This is a genomic window from Pantoea sp. GM01, assembly GCF_000282675.1.
Classification (GTDB): domain Bacteria; phylum Pseudomonadota; class Gammaproteobacteria; order Enterobacterales; family Enterobacteriaceae; genus Pantoea; species Pantoea nemavictus.
The window spans coordinates 14,936-33,026 of the sequence record NZ_AKIU01000001.1; the positions used below are offsets into that span (position 1 = coordinate 14,936).

15 protein-coding genes are annotated in these 18,091 nt (G+C 55.3%); 9 read left to right on the forward strand and 6 right to left on the reverse strand.

The features are described 5' to 3' along the window. The first annotated feature begins 531 nt into the window (after positions 1 to 531). Together PMI17_RS00080 and arsC are read left to right on the forward strand one after the other, a co-directional pair. Entirely contained in the window at positions 532 to 1,995 is a 1,464-nt protein-coding gene (locus PMI17_RS00080) for a M48 family metallopeptidase (protein ID WP_007884835.1), read from the forward strand. A gap of 5 nt (positions 1,996 to 2,000) precedes the next feature. Continuing rightward, positions 2,001 to 2,348 (forward strand): arsenate reductase (glutaredoxin), encoded by a 348-nt coding sequence (gene arsC, locus PMI17_RS00085; protein WP_007884843.1) that lies wholly within the window; start codon positions 2,001 to 2,003, stop codon positions 2,346 to 2,348. On the opposite strand, the gene hda is transcribed toward arsC, so the two are convergent. The 3 genes from hda to upp all read right to left on the reverse strand — a co-directional run bounded on the left by hda (position 2,345) and on the right by upp (position 5,246). Beyond that, a complete protein-coding gene (hda, locus tag PMI17_RS00090; protein WP_036619769.1) occupies positions 2,345 to 3,046 on the reverse strand; it encodes a DnaA inactivator Hda in 702 nt (233 codons plus the stop codon). The genes arsC and hda overlap by 4 nt on opposite strands. Positions 3,047 to 3,139: 93 nt before the next feature. After that, positions 3,140 to 4,423 carry a uracil permease gene (gene uraA / locus PMI17_RS00095; RefSeq protein WP_007884849.1) on the reverse strand — a complete coding sequence of 428 codons (1,284 nt, stop codon included), beginning with the start codon at positions 4,421 to 4,423 and terminating at the stop codon, positions 3,140 to 3,142. A gap of 196 nt (positions 4,424 to 4,619) precedes the next feature. Then, positions 4,620 to 5,246, reverse strand: coding sequence for a uracil phosphoribosyltransferase (upp, locus tag PMI17_RS00100; protein ID WP_007884850.1), 627 nt, complete (start codon positions 5,244 to 5,246; stop codon positions 4,620 to 4,622). Positions 5,247 to 5,487: 241 nt separating this feature from the next. Here upp and purM point away from each other — a divergent pair, with 241 nt between their 5' ends. Both purM and purN read left to right on the forward strand, forming a co-directional pair. Beyond that, entirely contained in the window at positions 5,488 to 6,528 is a 1,041-nt protein-coding gene (gene purM, locus PMI17_RS00105; protein WP_007884851.1) for a phosphoribosylformylglycinamidine cyclo-ligase, read from the forward strand. Then, the gene (purN, locus tag PMI17_RS00110; RefSeq protein WP_007884852.1) at positions 6,525 to 7,163 is read left to right on the forward strand and encodes a phosphoribosylglycinamide formyltransferase; all 639 of its coding nucleotides are present in this window, start codon (positions 6,525 to 6,527) and stop codon (positions 7,161 to 7,163) included. The genes purM and purN overlap by 4 nt, the downstream gene beginning before the upstream one ends. Positions 7,164 to 7,308: 145 nt before the next feature. Here purN and pstB read toward each other — a convergent pair whose 3' ends face one another. From pstB to PMI17_RS00125, 3 genes are read right to left on the reverse strand one after another with little or no spacing between them, the layout of a single operon-like run. Continuing rightward, the gene (pstB, locus tag PMI17_RS00115; protein WP_007884855.1) at positions 7,309 to 8,076 is read right to left on the reverse strand and encodes a phosphate ABC transporter ATP-binding protein PstB; all 768 of its coding nucleotides are present in this window, start codon (positions 8,074 to 8,076) and stop codon (positions 7,309 to 7,311) included. A 12-nt stretch (positions 8,077 to 8,088) separates the two neighbouring features. Continuing rightward, positions 8,089 to 9,687, reverse strand: a complete 1,599-nt coding sequence (pstA, locus tag PMI17_RS00120; protein WP_007884856.1) for a phosphate ABC transporter permease PstA — start codon at positions 9,685 to 9,687, stop codon at positions 8,089 to 8,091. Then, positions 9,684 to 11,777: an ABC transporter permease subunit gene (locus PMI17_RS00125; protein ID WP_007884857.1), complete on the reverse strand. Its 2,094-nt coding sequence runs from the start codon at positions 11,775 to 11,777 to the stop codon at positions 9,684 to 9,686. The genes pstA and PMI17_RS00125 overlap by 4 nt, the downstream gene beginning before the upstream one ends. 182 nt (positions 11,778 to 11,959) lie before the next feature. Between PMI17_RS00125 and ppk1 the strand changes: the two genes are divergently transcribed. From ppk1 to mgtE, 5 genes are all read left to right on the forward strand, one after another. After that, positions 11,960 to 14,020: a polyphosphate kinase 1 gene (gene ppk1 / locus PMI17_RS00130; RefSeq protein WP_007884859.1), complete on the forward strand. Its 2,061-nt coding sequence runs from the start codon at positions 11,960 to 11,962 to the stop codon at positions 14,018 to 14,020. Between the two features lie 5 nt (positions 14,021 to 14,025). Continuing rightward, on the forward strand, positions 14,026 to 15,549 hold the full coding sequence (ppx, locus tag PMI17_RS00135) for an exopolyphosphatase (RefSeq protein ID WP_007884860.1): 1,524 nt from the start codon (positions 14,026 to 14,028) through the stop codon (positions 15,547 to 15,549). A 27-nt stretch (positions 15,550 to 15,576) separates the two neighbouring features. Then, a complete protein-coding gene (gene tehB / locus PMI17_RS00140) occupies positions 15,577 to 16,176 on the forward strand; it encodes a tellurite resistance methyltransferase TehB (RefSeq protein WP_007884861.1) in 600 nt (199 codons plus the stop codon). Positions 16,177 to 16,328: 152 nt separating this feature from the next. Further along, entirely contained in the window at positions 16,329 to 16,514 is a 186-nt protein-coding gene (locus PMI17_RS00145; RefSeq protein ID WP_007884862.1) for a YfgG family protein, read from the forward strand. A 120-nt stretch (positions 16,515 to 16,634) separates the two neighbouring features. After that, a complete protein-coding gene (mgtE, locus tag PMI17_RS00150) occupies positions 16,635 to 18,068 on the forward strand; it encodes a magnesium transporter (protein WP_007884863.1) in 1,434 nt (477 codons plus the stop codon). Positions 18,069 to 18,091: the final 23 nt, after the last annotated feature.

Below are 18,091 nucleotides of genomic sequence, written 5' to 3' on the forward strand. Positions count from 1 at the left end.
GCGTTTTGATTGCGCGAAAAATAATTAGCAGGGTTAATTGAATAAGAGTTTCGATTGTTGTGCGGCAGGAAGTGAAGAAATGGTTGGCCGTGAAATTGTGACCCCAACTCCAGTAGAATAAGTTGACGTGCGTTTAAAATATAGCCGCCATTTACTGTTCCAGACTCAATGCGCAGCGTGAGCACGATTAAAATAACTGATGGAAAAAGCGGGCCAAACCCGCTGATTTGCCACTGCTTTTCAGAGTAAACCTATAAAAATTCATGCCAAATTCAATAATTTTGAGCAACTTTACGTAACTTTAACTTTTGGCGGCCTACAGCCCGGTTTATGCCGCAACGCGCTATTCAATTTTTTGCTGCAATTTTGCGATGCTGTAACCGATTTTTCATTTATAGACCATTAAGCTTCATCATTTGCTTGTCGCAACAGTGTGGTTAAGATAGAGCGCGCGGTACCCATGCAAAATAAGCGCAGAACATTTGAACAACTTACCTGTCCAATTTCGGGTGACTTTTACAGGATCAAGGCATGTTTAACCGGTTGAAAAAATCAGTACTGGCGGCCCTTATTCCTGCGCTGCTGCTCACGCCTGCGCTGAGTGCGCGCGCCGACATTAGCGATACGCTGCCCGATATGGGCACCACCGCCGGTGCTACGCTGTCGATTAATCAGGAATTACAGATGGGCGACTTCTATGTGCGCCAGCTGCGCGCCAGTGCGCCTCTGATAAACGACCCGCTGTTGAACCAATATATTAATGAGCTGGGTCAGCGTCTGGTGGCCCACGCCAACTCGGTACGCACGCCGTTCCACTTCTTTCTGATTCAGAACGACGAGCTGAATGCCTTCGCCTTCTTTGGCGGCAATGTGGTGCTGCATTCGTCGCTGTTTCGCTACACCGATAATGAAAGCCAGTTAGCCTCGGTGATGGCGCACGAAATTTCGCACGTTACCCAGCGCCACCTGGCGCGCGCGATGGAAGAGCAGAGACGCAATGCGCCGCTCACCTGGGTGGGCGCATTGGGATCTATTCTGTTAGCGATGGCCAGCCCACAAGCGGGTATGGCGGCATTGACCGGCACGCTGGCGGGCACGCAGCAGGGCATCATCAGCTTTACTCAGGGCAACGAACAGGAAGCCGATCGCATCGGCATTCAGGTACTGCAACGCGCCGGCTTCGATCCGCAAGCAATGCCCACTTTCCTGCAGAAGCTGGCGGATCAGAGCCGTTTCTCCTCCAAGCCGCCGGAAATTTTGCTGACGCACCCGTTACCGGATAGCCGCCTGGCCGATGCGCGTAACCGCGCCAACCAGATGCGTCCAGTGGTGGTGCAGTCGTCGCAGGATTTCTATATGGCGAAAGTGCGTTCACTCGGCATGTATTCCACCGGTCGCAATCAGCTGACCGATGATTTGCTCAACGACTATGCCAAAGGCAACGTGCGCGAGCAGCAGGCTGCGCAATACGGCAAAGCGGTGCAGTTCCTGCAGGCCAAAAGCTTTGATAGCGCCAAACGGGTGATCGCCCCGCTGCTGGCGAAGCAGCCGGATAACGTCTGGTTTCTCGATATCATGACCGATATCGACATCGGCCTGAATCAGCCGCAGCAGGCGATCACCATGCTGAGCAGTAATAAAGCCAGCAGCAGCAACCCGGTGCTGCAGTTGAACCTGGCTAACGCCTATGTTGAAGCGAAGCAACCGGCTAACGCCAGCCGCATTCTCAATCGCTACACTTTCGCGCGTCCGGACGATCTCAACGCCTGGGATTTGCTGGCGCAGGCCTCCGCAGCCCAGGGTTTACGCGATGAAGAGCTCTCCGCGCGCGCCGAAGGTTTAGCGCTTAACGGACAACTCGATCAGGCGATCTCGACGTTAAGCAGCGCCAGTGCGCAGGTGCCGCTCGGCAGCCTGAAGCAGGCGCGTTATGACGCACGCATCGATCAGTTCCGTGAACTACAGAAACGCTTCAAGGTTTATCAAAAAGGATAAGAAACATGGTGAGCATTTATCACAACCCGCGCTGCAGCAAGAGCCGTGAAACGCTGGCGCTGCTGCAGGAAAAAGGTGTTGAACCTGAAGTGGTGTTATATCTCGATACGCCGCCCGACGTGCCGACGTTGAAGCGCCTGCTACAACAGCTCGGCATGCACAGCGCGCGTGAACTAATGCGTCGCAAAGAAGATCTTTATAAAGCGTTAGCGTTGGCGAATGATGAGCTGAGCGAGGATCACCTGCTGCAGGCAATGGTAGATCATCCGAAGCTGATCGAACGTCCGATTGTGGTTAATGGCGAGCAGGCGCGCATTGGACGTCCGCCCGAAGCGGTGCTGGAGATTATTTAAAGCTCCAACGCTTCCTTAACAAAGGGAATGGTGAGTTTGCGCTGCGCGCTAATTGAGGCGCGATCGAGGCGATCCAGCGTATCAAACAGCGTACGCATCTCACGATCGAGGCGTTTCAGCAGGAAGCGCCCGACATCTTCCGGCAGCTCAAAGCCACGCAATCCGGCACGCAGCTGCATCGCCTGTAATTTGTCGTCATCCGACAGCGGCTGTAAGCGGTAAATTTGCCCCCAATCAAGGCGTGAAGCCAGATCCGGCAAGCCAAGGTTCAGCTGGCGCGGCGGTCGATCGCCGGTGATCAGCAACCGCGTTTTACCGATTTCCAGAATGCGATTGTAGAGATCAAAGATCGCCATTTCCCACTCCGGATCGCCCGCAATACATTCGATGTTATCGATGCACACCAGCGCCAGATTCTCCATCCCTTCCAGAACTTCCGGCACAAACCACGTGCGTTTATCCAGCGGCACGTAGCCCACCGCTTCACCGCGCGCCGAGAGTTCCGCGCAGGCTGCATGCAGCAGATGACTGCGGCCACCGCCTTCGCGCGACCAGAAATAGAGATAGCTGCCGTGTTGCTGTGAGAGTGCGCCTTGCAGCGCCGCCAGCAGAGACGCGTTTTCCCCCGGCCAGAAACTGGCGAAGGTTTCATCATCGGGTAAATAGAGTGGCAGTGAGAGCTGTGCCGGCGTGTTCAGAAGTACCTCAACGGATGAGCGGGCAGAAAACCGCGCAAGTTTATCACGATCTTTGTCGGAGATGAACCGGGCTTCCCTGCCCGGTTTGTCGCCTTAACTTTCGCGCTTCTCTTCCGCATCCAGCACCACTTCTTCTGGACGTAATACGCTGATTAGACGGAAGATCAGAGCCAGGCCAACACCGACGATGGTCGCCAGCGCCATGCCTTTCAGCTCGGCGGCACCAATGTGCACTTTGGCGCCGCTGACGCCGATGATCAGGATCACCGAGGTCAGGATCAGGTTTTGCGCCTTGTTGTAATCCACTTTGGATTCGATCAGCACACGAATACCCGACGCGCCGATCACCCCGTACAGCAGCAGCGACACGCCGCCCATGACCGGCACAGGAACCGCCTGAATCGCTGCCGCCAGCTTGCCAACGCATGAGAGCAGGATGGCAAAGATTGCCGCGCCGCCAATCACCCAGGTGCTGTACACGCGGGTAATCGCCATTACGCCGATGTTCTCGCCGTAAGTGGTATTTGGCGTTGAGCCGAAGAAGCCGGAGATCATGGTCGACAAACCGTTGGCGAACATGGAGCGGTGCAGGCCAGGATCGCGGATCAGATCTTTCTTCACGATATTGGCGGTGACCACTAAGTGGCCGACGTGCTCGGCAATGACCACCAGCGCGGCCGGCAGAATGGTCAGCATCGCCACCCACTCAAAACGCGGCGTATAGAAGGTTGGCAGCGCAAACCACGGTGCATTTTCCACCGCAGTCCAGTCCACAATTCCCATGCCGTAAGAGAGCGCATAGCCGACCAACACGCCGACTAAAATCGGGATGATGGCGAGGAAACCGCGGAACAGCACCGAACCAAATACCGTGACCGCCAGCGTCACCATGGAGATGATCACCGTTTTGCTGTCTGGCGAAGTACCGTCAGCAGGCAGCAAGCCAGCCATATTCGCCGCTACGCCCGCCAGTTCCAGACCGATAACCGCCACAATCGCGCCCATCGCCGCCGGAGGGAACATCACGTCAAGCCAGCCGGTACCGGCTTTTTTCACGATCAACGCCACCACGCAGAACAGGAAACCACAGAGGATAAAACCGCCGAGCGCCACCTCATAACCGAGCGGCAACAGCAGCAGCACCGGCGAAATAAAGGCAAAGCTCGAACCGAGATAAGCGGGGATTTTTCCTTTACAGATAAACAGATACAACAGCGTGCCGACGCCGTTAAACAGCAACACCGTGGCCGGGTTGATGTGAAAAAGAATTGGCACCAGCACGGTGGCGCCGAACATGGCGAACAGGTGCTGCAGGCTGAGTGGAATGGTTTGCAGCAGCGGTGGGCGTTCACTAACGCCAATAGCGCGACGAGTCATTATTATCCCCTATCCCCTATCCTCTTCATTCTTCGCGCCATGGCTGCGTTGGCTGCTCTTGTCCACCCGAATCACTTACTGAAGTAAGCTCATCGGGATGAACGCGTTTGCCGCCTTGCCCTGGCGCGAATAACTCGAGGATGACATTGTTGTGTTTTAGACAAAAAAAAGCCGACTCTCTGGCCGGCTGCTTTCTTTATTTGGTTCCGAAAATCTTGTCGCCGGCATCGCCGAGCCCGGGAATGATGTATCCCTTTTCGTTCAATCCCTGATCGACAGATGCGGTGTACAGCTCCACATCCGGATGCGCTTTTTCTAAAGCCGCAATCCCTTCTGGCGCAGCCACCAGCACCAGCACCTTGATACTGGTACAACCGGCTTTCTTCAGCAGATCGATGGTGGCAATCATCGAACCACCGGTTGCCAGCATCGGATCGACCACCAGCGCCAGGCGCTCTTCAATGTTCGATACCAGCTTCTGGAAATAGGGTACCGGCTCCAGCGTCTCTTCATCACGATACACGCCGACCACGCTGATACGCGCGCTCGGTACGTGCTCGAGCACCCCTTCCATCATGCCGAGGCCAGCACGCAGAATCGGAACAACCGTGATTTTTTTACCTTTGATCTGATCGATTTCGACCGGACCGTTCCAGCCTTCGATGGTGACGCGCTCGGTTTCCAGATCGGCGGTGGCTTCATAGGTCAGCAAGCTGCCCACTTCCGAGGCCAGCTCGCGGAAACGCTTGGTGCTGATATCATGCTCACGCATCAGGCCCAGTTTATGTTTGACCAGCGGGTGTTTGACTTCCACGATCTTCATGATTGTTCTCCCGGAATTGAGTTGAGCTAAAAAAAAATCGCCGGATTATACCGCCTTTTCGCCGCCGCGCCACATGTCATCGGTCAATGGCTTGCCTGAATCAGCTCAAGAGTAAGGATTGGCGAAAATCTGACGCTGTGCAAAGGCAGCGTGAGATGGGACTCGCAAACGTTTGCCTGCGCTGTTAGAATTGCCGCGCTTAATTTTTGCCACCAACCGCAACTCGCGTGGGGATTCCGCAGTGACCGACAAAACCTCTCTCAGCTACAAAGACGCCGGTGTTGATATCGATGCTGGTAACGATCTGGTTGACCGTATTAAAGGCGTAGTGAAAAAAACTCGCCGCCCGGAAGTGATGGGTGGATTGGGTGGATTCGGCGCGCTCTGTGCGCTGCCGCAGAAGTACCGCGAGCCTGTGCTGGTCTCCGGAACCGATGGCGTCGGCACCAAGCTGCGTCTGGCGATGGATCTCAAACGCCATGACAGCATCGGCATCGATCTGGTTGCGATGTGTGTCAACGACCTGATCGTGCAAGGTGCAGAGCCGCTGTTCTTCCTCGATTATTACGCGACCGGCAAGCTGGATGTAGACACGGCTTCCTCGGTGATCACCGGCATTGCCGAAGGCTGCTTGCAGTCTGGCTGTGCGCTGGTGGGCGGCGAAACCGCTGAAATGCCTGGCATGTACCACGGCGAAGATTACGACGTGGCCGGTTTCTGCGTCGGCGTGGTGGAAAAATCAGAAATCATCGACGGTTCGAAAGTGCAGGACGGTGACGTGCTGATCGCGCTGGGTTCCAGCGGTCCACACTCGAACGGTTACTCGCTGGTGCGCAAGATTCTTGAAGTCAGCCAGACCGATCCAGAAACCAAGCAGCTGGAAGGCAAATCATTGGCCGATCACCTGCTGGCGCCGACCCGCATCTACGTGAAAAACATCCTTAGCCTGATTGAGCAGGTTGATGTGCATGCGATTTCACATCTGACTGGCGGCGGCTTCTGGGAAAATATCCCACGCGTATTGCCAGACAATACTCAGGCCGTGCTGGAAGAGAGCAGCTGGCAGTGGCCTGCGGTATTCACCTGGATGCAGCAAGCGGGTAATGTTAGCCGCTTTGAAATGTACCGCACCTTTAACTGCGGCGTGGGCATGGTGATTGCGCTGAGCCCGGCAGACGCAGATAAAGCGGTGCAACTGATGAGTGACGCTGGCGAAAAAGCGTGGAAAATCGGTGTGATTAAAGCGTCTGATGCTGAAGAGCGTGTGGTTATCAACCCATGAAAAAACTGGTTGTACTGATCTCCGGCAACGGAAGCAATCTTCAGTCCATCCTCGACGCCTGCGCAAGCGGGCGTATTAACGGCAGCGTCGCTGCCGTTTTCAGTAATAAAGCCAGCGCCTACGGTTTGACGCGTGCGCGGGAAGCCGATGTCGCGCAGCATGCGTTAGCCGCCAGTGATTTTGCCGACCGTGCAGCCTTCGATCGCCAGCTAATGCAGGAGATTGACGCGTACGCACCGGATTTGGTGGTGTTGGCTGGCTATATGCGCATCCTCAGCAGCGCTTTTGTCGCGCACTATCACGATCGTTTGGTGAATATCCATCCGTCGCTATTGCCGAAATATCCGGGCTTGCATACCCATCGGCAGGCGCTGGAAAACGGCGATGAGGAGCATGGCACCTCGGTGCATTTTGTGACTGACGAGCTGGATGGCGGACCGATTATTTTGCAGGCGCGCGTGCCGGTGTTTGCAGGCGACAGCGAAGACGAGATCAGTGCGCGCGTGCAGCATCAGGAACACGCGATTTATCCGCTGGTGATCAGCTGGTTTGTCGATGGGCGTTTGCAGATGCGCGAGGGTAAAGCGTGGTTGGATGGTGAACCATTGCCGCCGCAGGGTTACGCCCACGACTGATTTCCCCGTCATACTTCGAGTTTCAGGAGCGTTGGCTTCACTTGCTCACCCCAGTCACTTACTGATGTAAGCTGCTGGGGATTCTCAAGCTTGCCGCCTTCCTGAAACTTGAATTATTGAGGGGAGCGGTTTCGACAAAACGTCATCAACCAAACCTTCCCGTAATGTAATCTTCGGTGCGTCGCGCTTTTGGCGAGGTGAAGATACGATCGGTTTCATCAAACTCCACCAGCTGGCCGTTGTGCATAAACGCGGTGAAATCTGACACGCGCGCCGCCTGCTGCATGTTATGCGTCACCAGCACCAGCGTGAAATGCTGCTTCAGCGTGGTCATCAACTCTTCTATCACCAAGGTTGAAATCGGATCGAGCGCCGATGTCGGCTCATCCAGCAGCAATACCTCGGGTTCAATAGCAATAGCGCGCGCAATCACCAAACGCTGCTGCTGACCGGTAGAGAGCGTTAGCGCATTCTGTCCCAGCTGATCTTTGACTTCGCCCCACAGCGCCGCGGCACGCAGCGCACGTTCGCAGGCTTCATTCAGCACGCGTCGATCGCGCACGCCCTGCAAGCGCAGGCCGTACACCACGTTTTCGTAGATCGATTTTGGGAACGGATTCGGTCGCTGAAACACCATGCCAATGCGGCGACGCAACGCGGGAAGATCCTGGTTGGCCTGCATTACCGCATACCGGTCGAGCAGAATCTCACCCTCAATGCGACAGCCATTAATCACGTCATTCATGCGATTAAAACAGCGCAGCAGCGTCGATTTTCCGCAGCCGGACGGCCCAATCAGCGCCGTGATGCGGTTTTTCGGGATCTGCAGATCAATGTTATTCAGTGCCTGGCGGTCGCCGTACCACAGCGACAGCTGATTCACGCTTAAGGCAATGTCGTAATCGGGCGTCATCAGAAAACCTTTTTAGTGCGTCATGAGCCGGTAACGCTCACGCAGCCGATGACGCAGCGCCATGGCCAGCAGATTGAGCGACAGGATGATCACCACCAGCAGCAAGGCGGTGGCGTAAACCAGCGGTCGGTCAGCATCGATGTTGGGACTTTGGAATGCCAAATCGTAGATCTGAAAACCGAGGTGCATGAATTTGCGATCGAGGTGCAGATAAGGGAACACCGCATCAACCGGCAGTTCGGGCACCATTTTCACCACGCCCACCAGCATCAGCGGCGCGGTTTCTCCCGCCGCGCGCGCCACGGCCAGAATCAGACCGGTCAGCATCGCCGGGACCGCCAGCGGCAATACCACGCGCCACAGCGTTTCTGCCTGGGTTGCGCCCAGCGCCAAGGATCCCTGACGCAGATTATCAGGAATACGTGACAATCCCTCTTCGGTGGCGACGATTACCACCGGCAGCGTCAGCAGCGCCAGCGTTAGCGCGGCCCACAGCAAGCCCGGCGTGCCAAAGGTCGGATTGGGTAAAGCGCTGGAGAAGAATAACTGATCGAGCGTACCGCCAATCAGCCAGACAAAGAAACCGAGCCCAAACACGCCGTAAACAATCGACGGCACGCCTGCCAGATTGACCACCGCGATGCGCACCAGCCGCGTCAACGCATGGCGTCCGGCGTACTCATGCAGCCACACCGCAGCAACAACGCCGAGCGGCATGACGATAATCGACATCAACAGCACCATCAGCACGGTGCCAAAAATCGCCGGAAACGCCCCGCTTTCACCACCTCCGGAGGTCGGTGAATCACTGATGAATTGCCAAATCTGACTGAAGAAGTGCAGCGTTTGGGTGGTTAATGTCATGGCATTGGGGTACCAGGCATCCACCACCTGCGCCAGCGGGATAACGTGATCCTGTCCCTGCACATCACGCAGCACCAGCGTGTCGCGCTGACTTTCGTGTTGTAGATGGGTTAACTGCTGCGCCAGCGCGTTAAAGCGGCGCTGTAGTGCGCTGCGATTAGCATCAAACTCTGACTGCACTTCGAGGTTGAAGGTGCCGTTACGCTGCTGTTCATCGGCCTGTTGCTGCAGGCTTTCCAGCTGCGCGTTGAGGCGTGCCATCTCAATACGGCGAATTTTACTCGCCTGGCGCAGCTGCTCATGCACCTGCTGCAAACGCTGATGCAGTAAGGCATCGCGGCTGTGCGCCGTCATCACTTCATTATCCTGGCGCAACTCCACCAGCCAGCCATAGGCATTGCCGCCGTTGCGGCGCTGCAGCACTAACACATCGGCAGGACGCCGGGTTTTCGCCTCGCCCTGGCTGTACAGCACACGGAAATCTGGTGCAGCAAAATCACGGTTGCCGGTTTTCACTACATAGCGCCACTGCGCGCCCTGCTGCTGCTTTTGCAGCGTTTCACCCAGCACCATCACCGCATGACCTTCCGGCGGCAGGAACTGGTATTGATCAACCGGCTGCGGCCAGAAAGCGCGAACGCCCTGCCAGCCCAGCAAGCCAATCAACAAGGTAAACGCCAGCAGGCACACCGCAACCGCCCCCGCAGTAAGCCAGCGCCAGCGATCGTTTTGTTGCATCGCCTTCATCCCTGGCCCTCATGCTGGCTGTAGCGTTGGCGTAACCGCTGACGAATCAACTCGGCAATGGTGTTGATCACCAGGGTAAACATCAGCAGCAGCAACGCGCTGAGGAACAGAATGCGATAGTGCGCGCTGCCGGCGGCGGCTTCGGGCATCTCAATCGCGATGTTAGCGGAGAGTGCACGCAGGCCAGCAAATAAACCGCCTTCGCTGACGGGCGTGTTGCCCGTCGCCATTAGCACAATCATCGTCTCGCCGACGGCGCGGCCAAAGCCAATCATCAAGGCGGCAAAAATGCCCGCCGAAGCACCCGGCAGCACGACACGCGTCAGGGTTTGCCATGGCGTAGCGCCCAATGCCAGTGAGCCCTGCCCGAGCGCGCCCGGCACGCTGAATAACGCATCTTCCGATAAGGTGAAAATCAGCGGCACCAGCGCAAAGCCCATCGCCAGCGCGGCCACCAGCAGATTACGCTGTTCATAATGCGCTAACCGCTCGCCCACGTCCGGCCAAAACAGCGTCGGCAGCCAGAGCGTGAGTAACGTCATGACTAAAAGCACTGGCAGCAGCAGAATCACTTCAAACCCTGGACGTCGCCAGTTGGCCGGCAAACGCGGACTCAGCACGCCACACAATAATAGGGTGGCGGCGAGCACCAGCGGCAATAGCAACACGCCAACCAGCGCGCTGCTGATATGCGGTGCCAGCCAGATGCCCGCGATTAAACCAATCACTACGCTCGGTAGCGCGCCCATCATCTCGATGCCAGGTTTAACCCAGCGGCGTAAACCCGGCGACATAAACCACGCGGTGTACATGGCGGCAGCCAACGCTAACGGGGTGGCGAACAGCAGCGCCAGACTGGCCGCTTTTAGCGTGCCCAGCACCAGCGGCATCAGGCTGAACTTGGCCTGATAGCTGTCACCCGCCGCGGTGGATTGCCACACCCAATCGGGCTGCGGATAGTTTTCATACCAAATCTTCTGCCACAGATTGCGCCAGGTGAAGTCCGGCCACGGATTATCCAGCGCGAACAGTTGCCATTGCCCGGCACGTTCAATAATCAGGACATCCCCACGCGGCGCGAACGCCAGCGCCTGAATGCCTGGCGCCAGCTGCCGCGTCAAAATCGCGCCCTGCTGCTTGCTGGCAAACAGTTGAACCTTGCCCTGCTCATCAAAGGTGGCAAAGACGCGGCGCTGCGATTCGGGCGTAATGCCGGCCAGTTTCTGGCTGCCATTAAAGGTATGAACCTGTTGCAGGCGCGGTCCTTTATCACCCGCAATGGCAAACCATTGATGTATGCCCTGCGCATCCTGAATCAGCAAAGTACGTCCACCGGCCAGCATATGCAGGCTTTGCGGCGGCAGGTTGAGGGTTTGGGTTTCGCGTAATTGCGCGCCTTGCGGCGTGATTTGCCAGACACGCAGCAAACGCCCGCTGCTGGTGTAGAGCAGCGTCCCATCCGGCGACAGCAGCAGATGTTCGGCCTGCTGCTGCGGCAACACGATCTGATTAACTTTTTGCTGATTTTCCAGCGTCAGCAGGCTAATACCGGCTGCGGTTTGCGCGGCGATAAGCCACTGATTGTCGCTGAGCGACGTCAGCGTCATGTTACTCACCGCACCTTGCGGTAAACGCATTGGACGATCGCCGAGCGGGAAACGCCATTCGCCGCTGCCGTTGCGGATAACCGGTTGCATTAACAGCAGCTCGCCCTGCATATTGAGCAGCACGCTGCGGTTATCGCTGCTGGTGACCGCCGCATCAGGTTTGCCGTTGAGCGCCAGCGCAGGACCCGCAGGTTGACCATCCAGCGGGATAAAGCGCGCTTCGTTGCGGCTAATGCGCCAGCCCAGATGACCGTCGCTGCCCATCGCCAGCATCGGCGCTTTATCCCACAGCTGCAGATTAGTGGTGGCATGCATGCCCGGCGCGCTAAACAGCGGTAATACCACCCAGATCAACCAGAAGAACAGCAGTAACATCAACAGTAAAATTCCCACGCCACAGGCCGTGACTATGCGGCGCACTAAATTATCAGTGGCGCGTCGACGACGGTCGCTAAAGTGGACGGGAATGCGATTTATGCTCATGCAGGCCAGGTTACCGGTGGAAACAAGTCGCTATGTTGCCCGTAGCTGATTGATAAGACAACCTTTGACGTTGGACAAGCCTGCCATACTCTCGCCATAATGGTGACGGACACTGAGCGGTACCGCATTTTTGCGTTTTTTCCGCCGGACATTCCGTCCAGCATCAGCATCTCGGAGTCAGAATGGGTCAGGATAAGCTGTATATAGAAAAAGAATTAAGCTGGTTAAGCTTCAATGAACGTGTGTTACAGGAAGCCTCGGATAAAAGTAATCCGCTGATTGAGCGCATGCGCTTTCTGGGAATCTATTCCAATAACCTCGAAGAGTTCTATAAAGTGCGCTTTGCCGATCTCAAGCGGCGAATTCTGATCAGCGAAGAGCAAGGCAAACCGACCTCTTTGCGGCATCTGTTAAAGAAAATTCAGCTGCGGGTGCAGAAATCAGATCAAGAGTTTGATGCACTCTATAACGATCTGCTGCTTGAAATGGCGCGTAATCAGATCTTCCTGATCAACGAACGCCAGCTGTCACCGAATCAGCAAGAGTGGCTGCGCTACTACTTCAAACATCAATTGCGCCAGCACGTTACGCCGATTCTGATCAACCATGACACCGACCTGATCGAATTCCTGAAAGACGATTACACCTATCTGGCGGTTGAAATCATCCGCGGCGACGATGTGCGCTACGCGCTGCTGGAGATTCCTTCGGATAAAGTGCCGCGCTTCATTAACCTGCCGGCTGAATCACCCCGTCGCCGCAAGCCAATGATTCTGCTGGATAACATTCTGCGTTATTGCCTGGATGAAATTTTCAAAGGCTTCTTCGATTACGATACGCTGAATGCCTATTCAATGAAGATGACGCGCGATGCCGAGTACGATCTGGTGACGGAGATGGAATCAAGCCTGCTGGAGCTGATGTCATCAAGCCTGAAGCAGCGTCTTAATGCCGAGCCAGTGCGCTTCGTTTATCAGCGCGATATGCCGGATGCGATGGTGGAAATGCTGCGCCATAAGCTGTCGATTTCGAACTACGATTCGATTGTGCCCGGCGGCCGTTATCATAACTTCAAAGATTTCATCGGCTTCCCGAACGTCGGTAAAAGTAATCTGGAAAACCGCCCGCTGCCGCAGATTCGCCACATTGGCTTTGATGGCTTCCGCAACGGCTTCGATGCCATACGCAATCGCGATGTGCTGCTCTATTATCCGTATCACACCTTTGAGCACGTGCTGGAGCTGCTGCGCCAGGCTTCATTTGACCCGAACGTGCTGGCAATTAAGATCAACATTTACCGCGTGGCGAAAAACTCGCGCATCATGGATGCGATGATTCACGCCGCCTATAACGGCAAGAAAGTCACGGTGGTGGTTGAGCTGCAGGCGCGCTTCGATGAAGAAGCCAACATTCGCTGGGCGAAACGCCTGACCGAAGCCGGCGTGCACGTGATCTTCTCCGCGCCGGGTCTGAAAATTCACGCCAAGCTGTTCCTGATTTCGCGCCGCGAAGGTGAAGAAGTGGTGCGTTATGCGCACATCGGCACAGGTAACTTCAATGAAAAAACCGCGCGGATTTATACTGACTATTCATTGCTGTCCGCCGATGCGCGCATCACCAATGAAGTGCGTCGCGTGTTCAACTTTATTGAGAATCCGTATCGTCCGGTCACCTTCGAGCATCTGCTGGTGTCGCCGCAGAACTCGCGCGACATGCTGTACAAGTACATTGATGCGGAAATCGCCAACGCGCAGCAAGGCAATATTGCCGGTATTACCTTGAAGATCAACAACCTGGTGGATAACGGATTGGTTGATCGGCTGTACGCGGCCTCGTCGGCTGGGGTGAAAATCAATCTGCTGGTGCGCGGCATGTGCTCACTGATTCCGGATTTACCGGGCATCAGTGAAAATATTCGCATTACCAGCATCGTTGACCGCTATCTTGAGCACGACCGCGTCTATATTTTTGAGAACGGCGGCGAGAAAAAGGTGTTCCTCTCTTCCGCGGACTGGATGACGCGTAACATTGATCACCGCATTGAAGTTGCCGTGGCGATTCTTGATCCGCGCGTGAAGCAGCGCATACTGGACATCATTGCCATTCTGTTTAGTGATACGGTGAAAGCCCGCATCGTCGATAAAGAGCTGAGTAACCGTTATGTGCCGCGCGGCAACCGTAAAAAGGTGCGTTCGCAGCTGGCCATTTACGACTACATCAAGAAACTGGAACAACCCGAATAACGCCTATGCCAATCTCACATAAAAGTACGCCGAAACCTCAAGAGTTCGCGGCAATCGACCTCGGCTCGAACAGCTTCCATATGGTCATTGCCCGCGTGGTGGATGGCGCTTTGCAAGTGCTGGGACGCCTGAAACAGCGCGTGCATCTGGCTGATGGCCTGGATGCACACAATCGCCTGAGCGAAGAGGCGATTGAGCGCGGTCTGAGTTGTCTGGCGTTGTTCGCGGAACGTTTGCAGGGCTTTAGTCCCGCGAACGTCACCATCGTCGGCACCCACACGCTACGTATCGCCAGCAACGCGGAAGAGTTCTTGCAGCGCGCGGCCGAAGTGATTCCCTATCCCATCGAAGTGATTTCCGGCAACGAAGAAGCGCGTTTAATCTTCATGGGCGTGGAGCATACGCAGCCGGAGAAAGGTCGCAAGCTGGTGATTGATATCGGCGGCGGATCAACCGAACTGGTGATTGGTGAAGACTTTGAGCCGCAGCTGGTGGAGAGCCGTCGCATGGGTTGCGTCAGCTTCGCCAATCTCTTTTTCCCGAAAGGGGAAATCTCGTCGGAAAACTTCCGCCGTGCGCGCCTCTCAGCTGCGCAGAAGCTGGAAACCATGGCGTGGCAATATCGTCTGCACGGTTGGCAATATGCGCTGGGTGCATCGGGCTCCATCAAAGCGGCCTGTGAAGTGCTGCTGGCGATGGGCGAAAAAGAGAAGCTGATCACGCCAGAAACGCTGGAGTTACTGACCAGCGAAGTGCTGAAGCATAAATCCTTTAATGCGCTGAGCCTGCCGGGCTTGTCGGAAGAGCGTAAAGCGGTGTTTGTACCGGGCTTAGCGATTTTGTGTGGCGTGTTTGATGCGCTCGCGATTCGTGAGCTGCGTCTTTCTGACGGCGCACTGCGCGAAGGCGTGCTGTATGAGATGGAAGGTCGTTTCCGCCATCAGGACATTCGCAGCCGCACTGCGCAGAGCCTGGCCAATCATTACGCCATTGATAGCGATCAGGCGCGGCGCGTGCTGGAGACTACCGAGCAGCTCTATTTACAGTGGCAGGAGCAGAATCCGAAGCAGGCTAATCCGCAACTCTCGGCGCTGCTGAAATGGGCGGCGCTGCTGCACGAAGTGGGATTGACCATCAATCACAGCGGCATGCAACGTCACTCGGCGTATATCCTGCAGAACTCCAATATGCCGGGCTTTAATCAGGATCAACAGATGCTGTTGGCCACGCTGGTACGTTATCACCGTAAAGCGGTGAAGCAGGATGAGATGCCACGTTTCACCTTGTTCAAAAAGAAACAGTTTCTGCCGATGGTGTTCCTGCTGCGTCTCGGCACGCTGCTGAATAATCAGCGCCAGGCAACCACCAAACCGGATTCGCTCAAGTTAAGCACCGACGATGGTCACTGGACGTTGACCTTCCCGGCGGGCTTCCTGAGCCAAAACACGCTGGTGCAGTTGGATCTGGAGCGCGAGCAAGCTTACTGGAATGATGTCACCGGTTGGAAACTGATGCTGGAAGAGGAGTAAAGCGGGCTGCTGGCCCGTTGTATGGTTATGACAACACGCCCCGATAACTATTTTGCTGAAAAGTACGGTCTGACACCGACCCATTCTGAAGTCCTGGCGGCCCTTCCCCACCTTGAAGTGGGGAAAGCGCTGGATTTGGGATGTGGTCAGGGCCGCAATAGCCTGTTTCTCAATCAGCATGGCTTTGAGGTCACAGCATGGGACAGCAATCCGGCCAGTCTCGAACGCCTGAACAGCATCATTGCAGAAGAGAATCTGCAAAATATTCACACCGAGTTGTGCGATCTCAATAGCGTACGCTTTAACGGCGCCTACCAGTTTGTGTTCTCAACGGTGGTGATGATGTTCCTGCAACCTGACACCATCCCGCAGCTGATTGCTGATATGCAGGCCAGCACGCGCAAATATGGCTACAACCTGATTGTGGCGGCGATGAATACCGCTGATTATCCCAATACGCAGAACTTCCCTTTTGCTTTTAAATCCGGTGAGTTAAGCCACTATTACCGCAACTGGCATATTGTGAAGTACAACGAAGATATCGGTGAACTGCACCGCCGTGACGAAAACGGTAATCGCATCAAATACCGTTTTGCCACGCTGCTGGCGCAGAAAGCCAGCTACTGATGTAACGGCCGCCCTGTGCGGCCGTTATTGTCTGATGTCGATCAATACCTTGAACCTTTCCTGCTCATTTTTCACACAGCGATTGCTTTAGCGATCTAAGTGTGACTAAATATTGCCTCCGCCCAATCGGGTAATTATAGGAACCACCCCGCGTGAACAGCGCCATTTCTGCACGAAGACGTCCCAAAACCAGCACCATGAGCCGCATTATTTTGCTGATCAGTTTCTTTATTTTGGTTGGCCGTCTGATTTTCATCATTCCCGGTGCTATTGAGCATCATCAGCAAAAGCAAGTCATCTCTGAACCGGTCACGCTGAGCACCAGCGATTCGCGCTAACGCATCTGCGGGTCCTTGTCGCTGCGACACATTATCCTTTGAGACAATGCTGCTTTTTACGCTCTGTTACCCGCAACGCGCTACACTGTGAGCTGACTTTACAGACACAAGGAACGCGTTATGTCTGCTTCGCATTCACAAAAATTAGCTGAAACTCGCCACCACATTCTTAATCTGCTGCTTAACGAGCATGATCTCGTTGATGTCCTGCTGGATAAATCTGTCGATCTTAATGCTGCCGAGCTGCGCGATATTACCGACTGGCGCCATGAATTAGAGAGCGAACTCCAGCAGTTACATGCGGCGGATTTAGCCGACATCCTCGAAGCCTTGCCAGAAGAAGAGCGTCAGGCGCTGTGGCGTTTAGTGCCCACCGCACAGCGCGGTCACGTGTTGGTTGAGGCTTCGGAAACCGTTTGGGCTAGCCTGACGGAAGAAATGTCTGATCGCGATATTCTGCATGCTATTGAGCCGCTGGATATCGACGATCAGGTATATCTGGCGCGTTACTTGCCGCGCGATTTAACCGGACGTCTGCTCACTACGCTGGAACCCGGTCTGCGCGCGCGATTGATGAGCGTGATCGAACTGGATCGCGATCGCGTCGGACAGATCATGGATTTCAACATCCTGACGGTGCGCTCGGACGTTACCTTAGCCACGGTGCAACGCTATCTGCGTAAAGGCAAAAAAATGCCAGACGGCACCGATAAGATCTTTATCACTGATGAGCAAAATCAACTGCTGGGTGAGTTGACCCTCACCGATATTCTGCTGAACAAACCGAAGATATTAGTGGCCGAGGTGATGAATTCGCATCCCACCACCTTTCAACTCAACGATAAAGCGGAGGACGCCGCCAGCGCGTTTGAACGTTATAACCTGATCTCCGCCGCGGTAACCGATGCACAAGGCAAGCTGATTGGCCGTATCACCATTGAAGACGTGGTCGATTTGGTGAATGAAGAGAACGAAAGCAATATCCGTAAAATGGGCGGTATCAGCCAGGGCGAAGACGTGTTTGCCCCGGTGCGCAAAGCGGTTGGCAAACGCTGGGCGTGGCTGGCAGTAAATCTGTGTACCGCTTTCGTTGCGTCGCGCGTGATAGGTCTGTTTGAAGCGACGATTTCACAGCTGGTTGCACTGGCAGCGCTGATGCCAATCGTTGCAGGCATCGGCGGCAATACCGGTAACCAAACCATCACTATGATCGTGCGTGCATTAGCGCTGCATCAGGTTGAACCGGGTAACTTCTCGTTTCTGATTATGCGTGAACTCGGCGTGGCGATAATTAACGGCCTATTCTGGGGCGGCATTATGGGCGGCGTCACCTGGCTGATGTACGACAACCTGCAACTGGGCGGCGTGATGATGCTAGCGATGGTGCTGAATCTGCTGCTCGCGGCTCTGATGGGCGTGCTGATTCCGTTAATCATGACCAAAATGAAACGCGATCCCGCCGTTGGCTCTAGCGTACTGATCACCGCGATCACCGATACCGGTGGATTCTTTATCTTCCTCGGTCTGGCGACCCTATTTTTGCTGCATCACTAAGGCACAAAATCAAGCGCACAGTC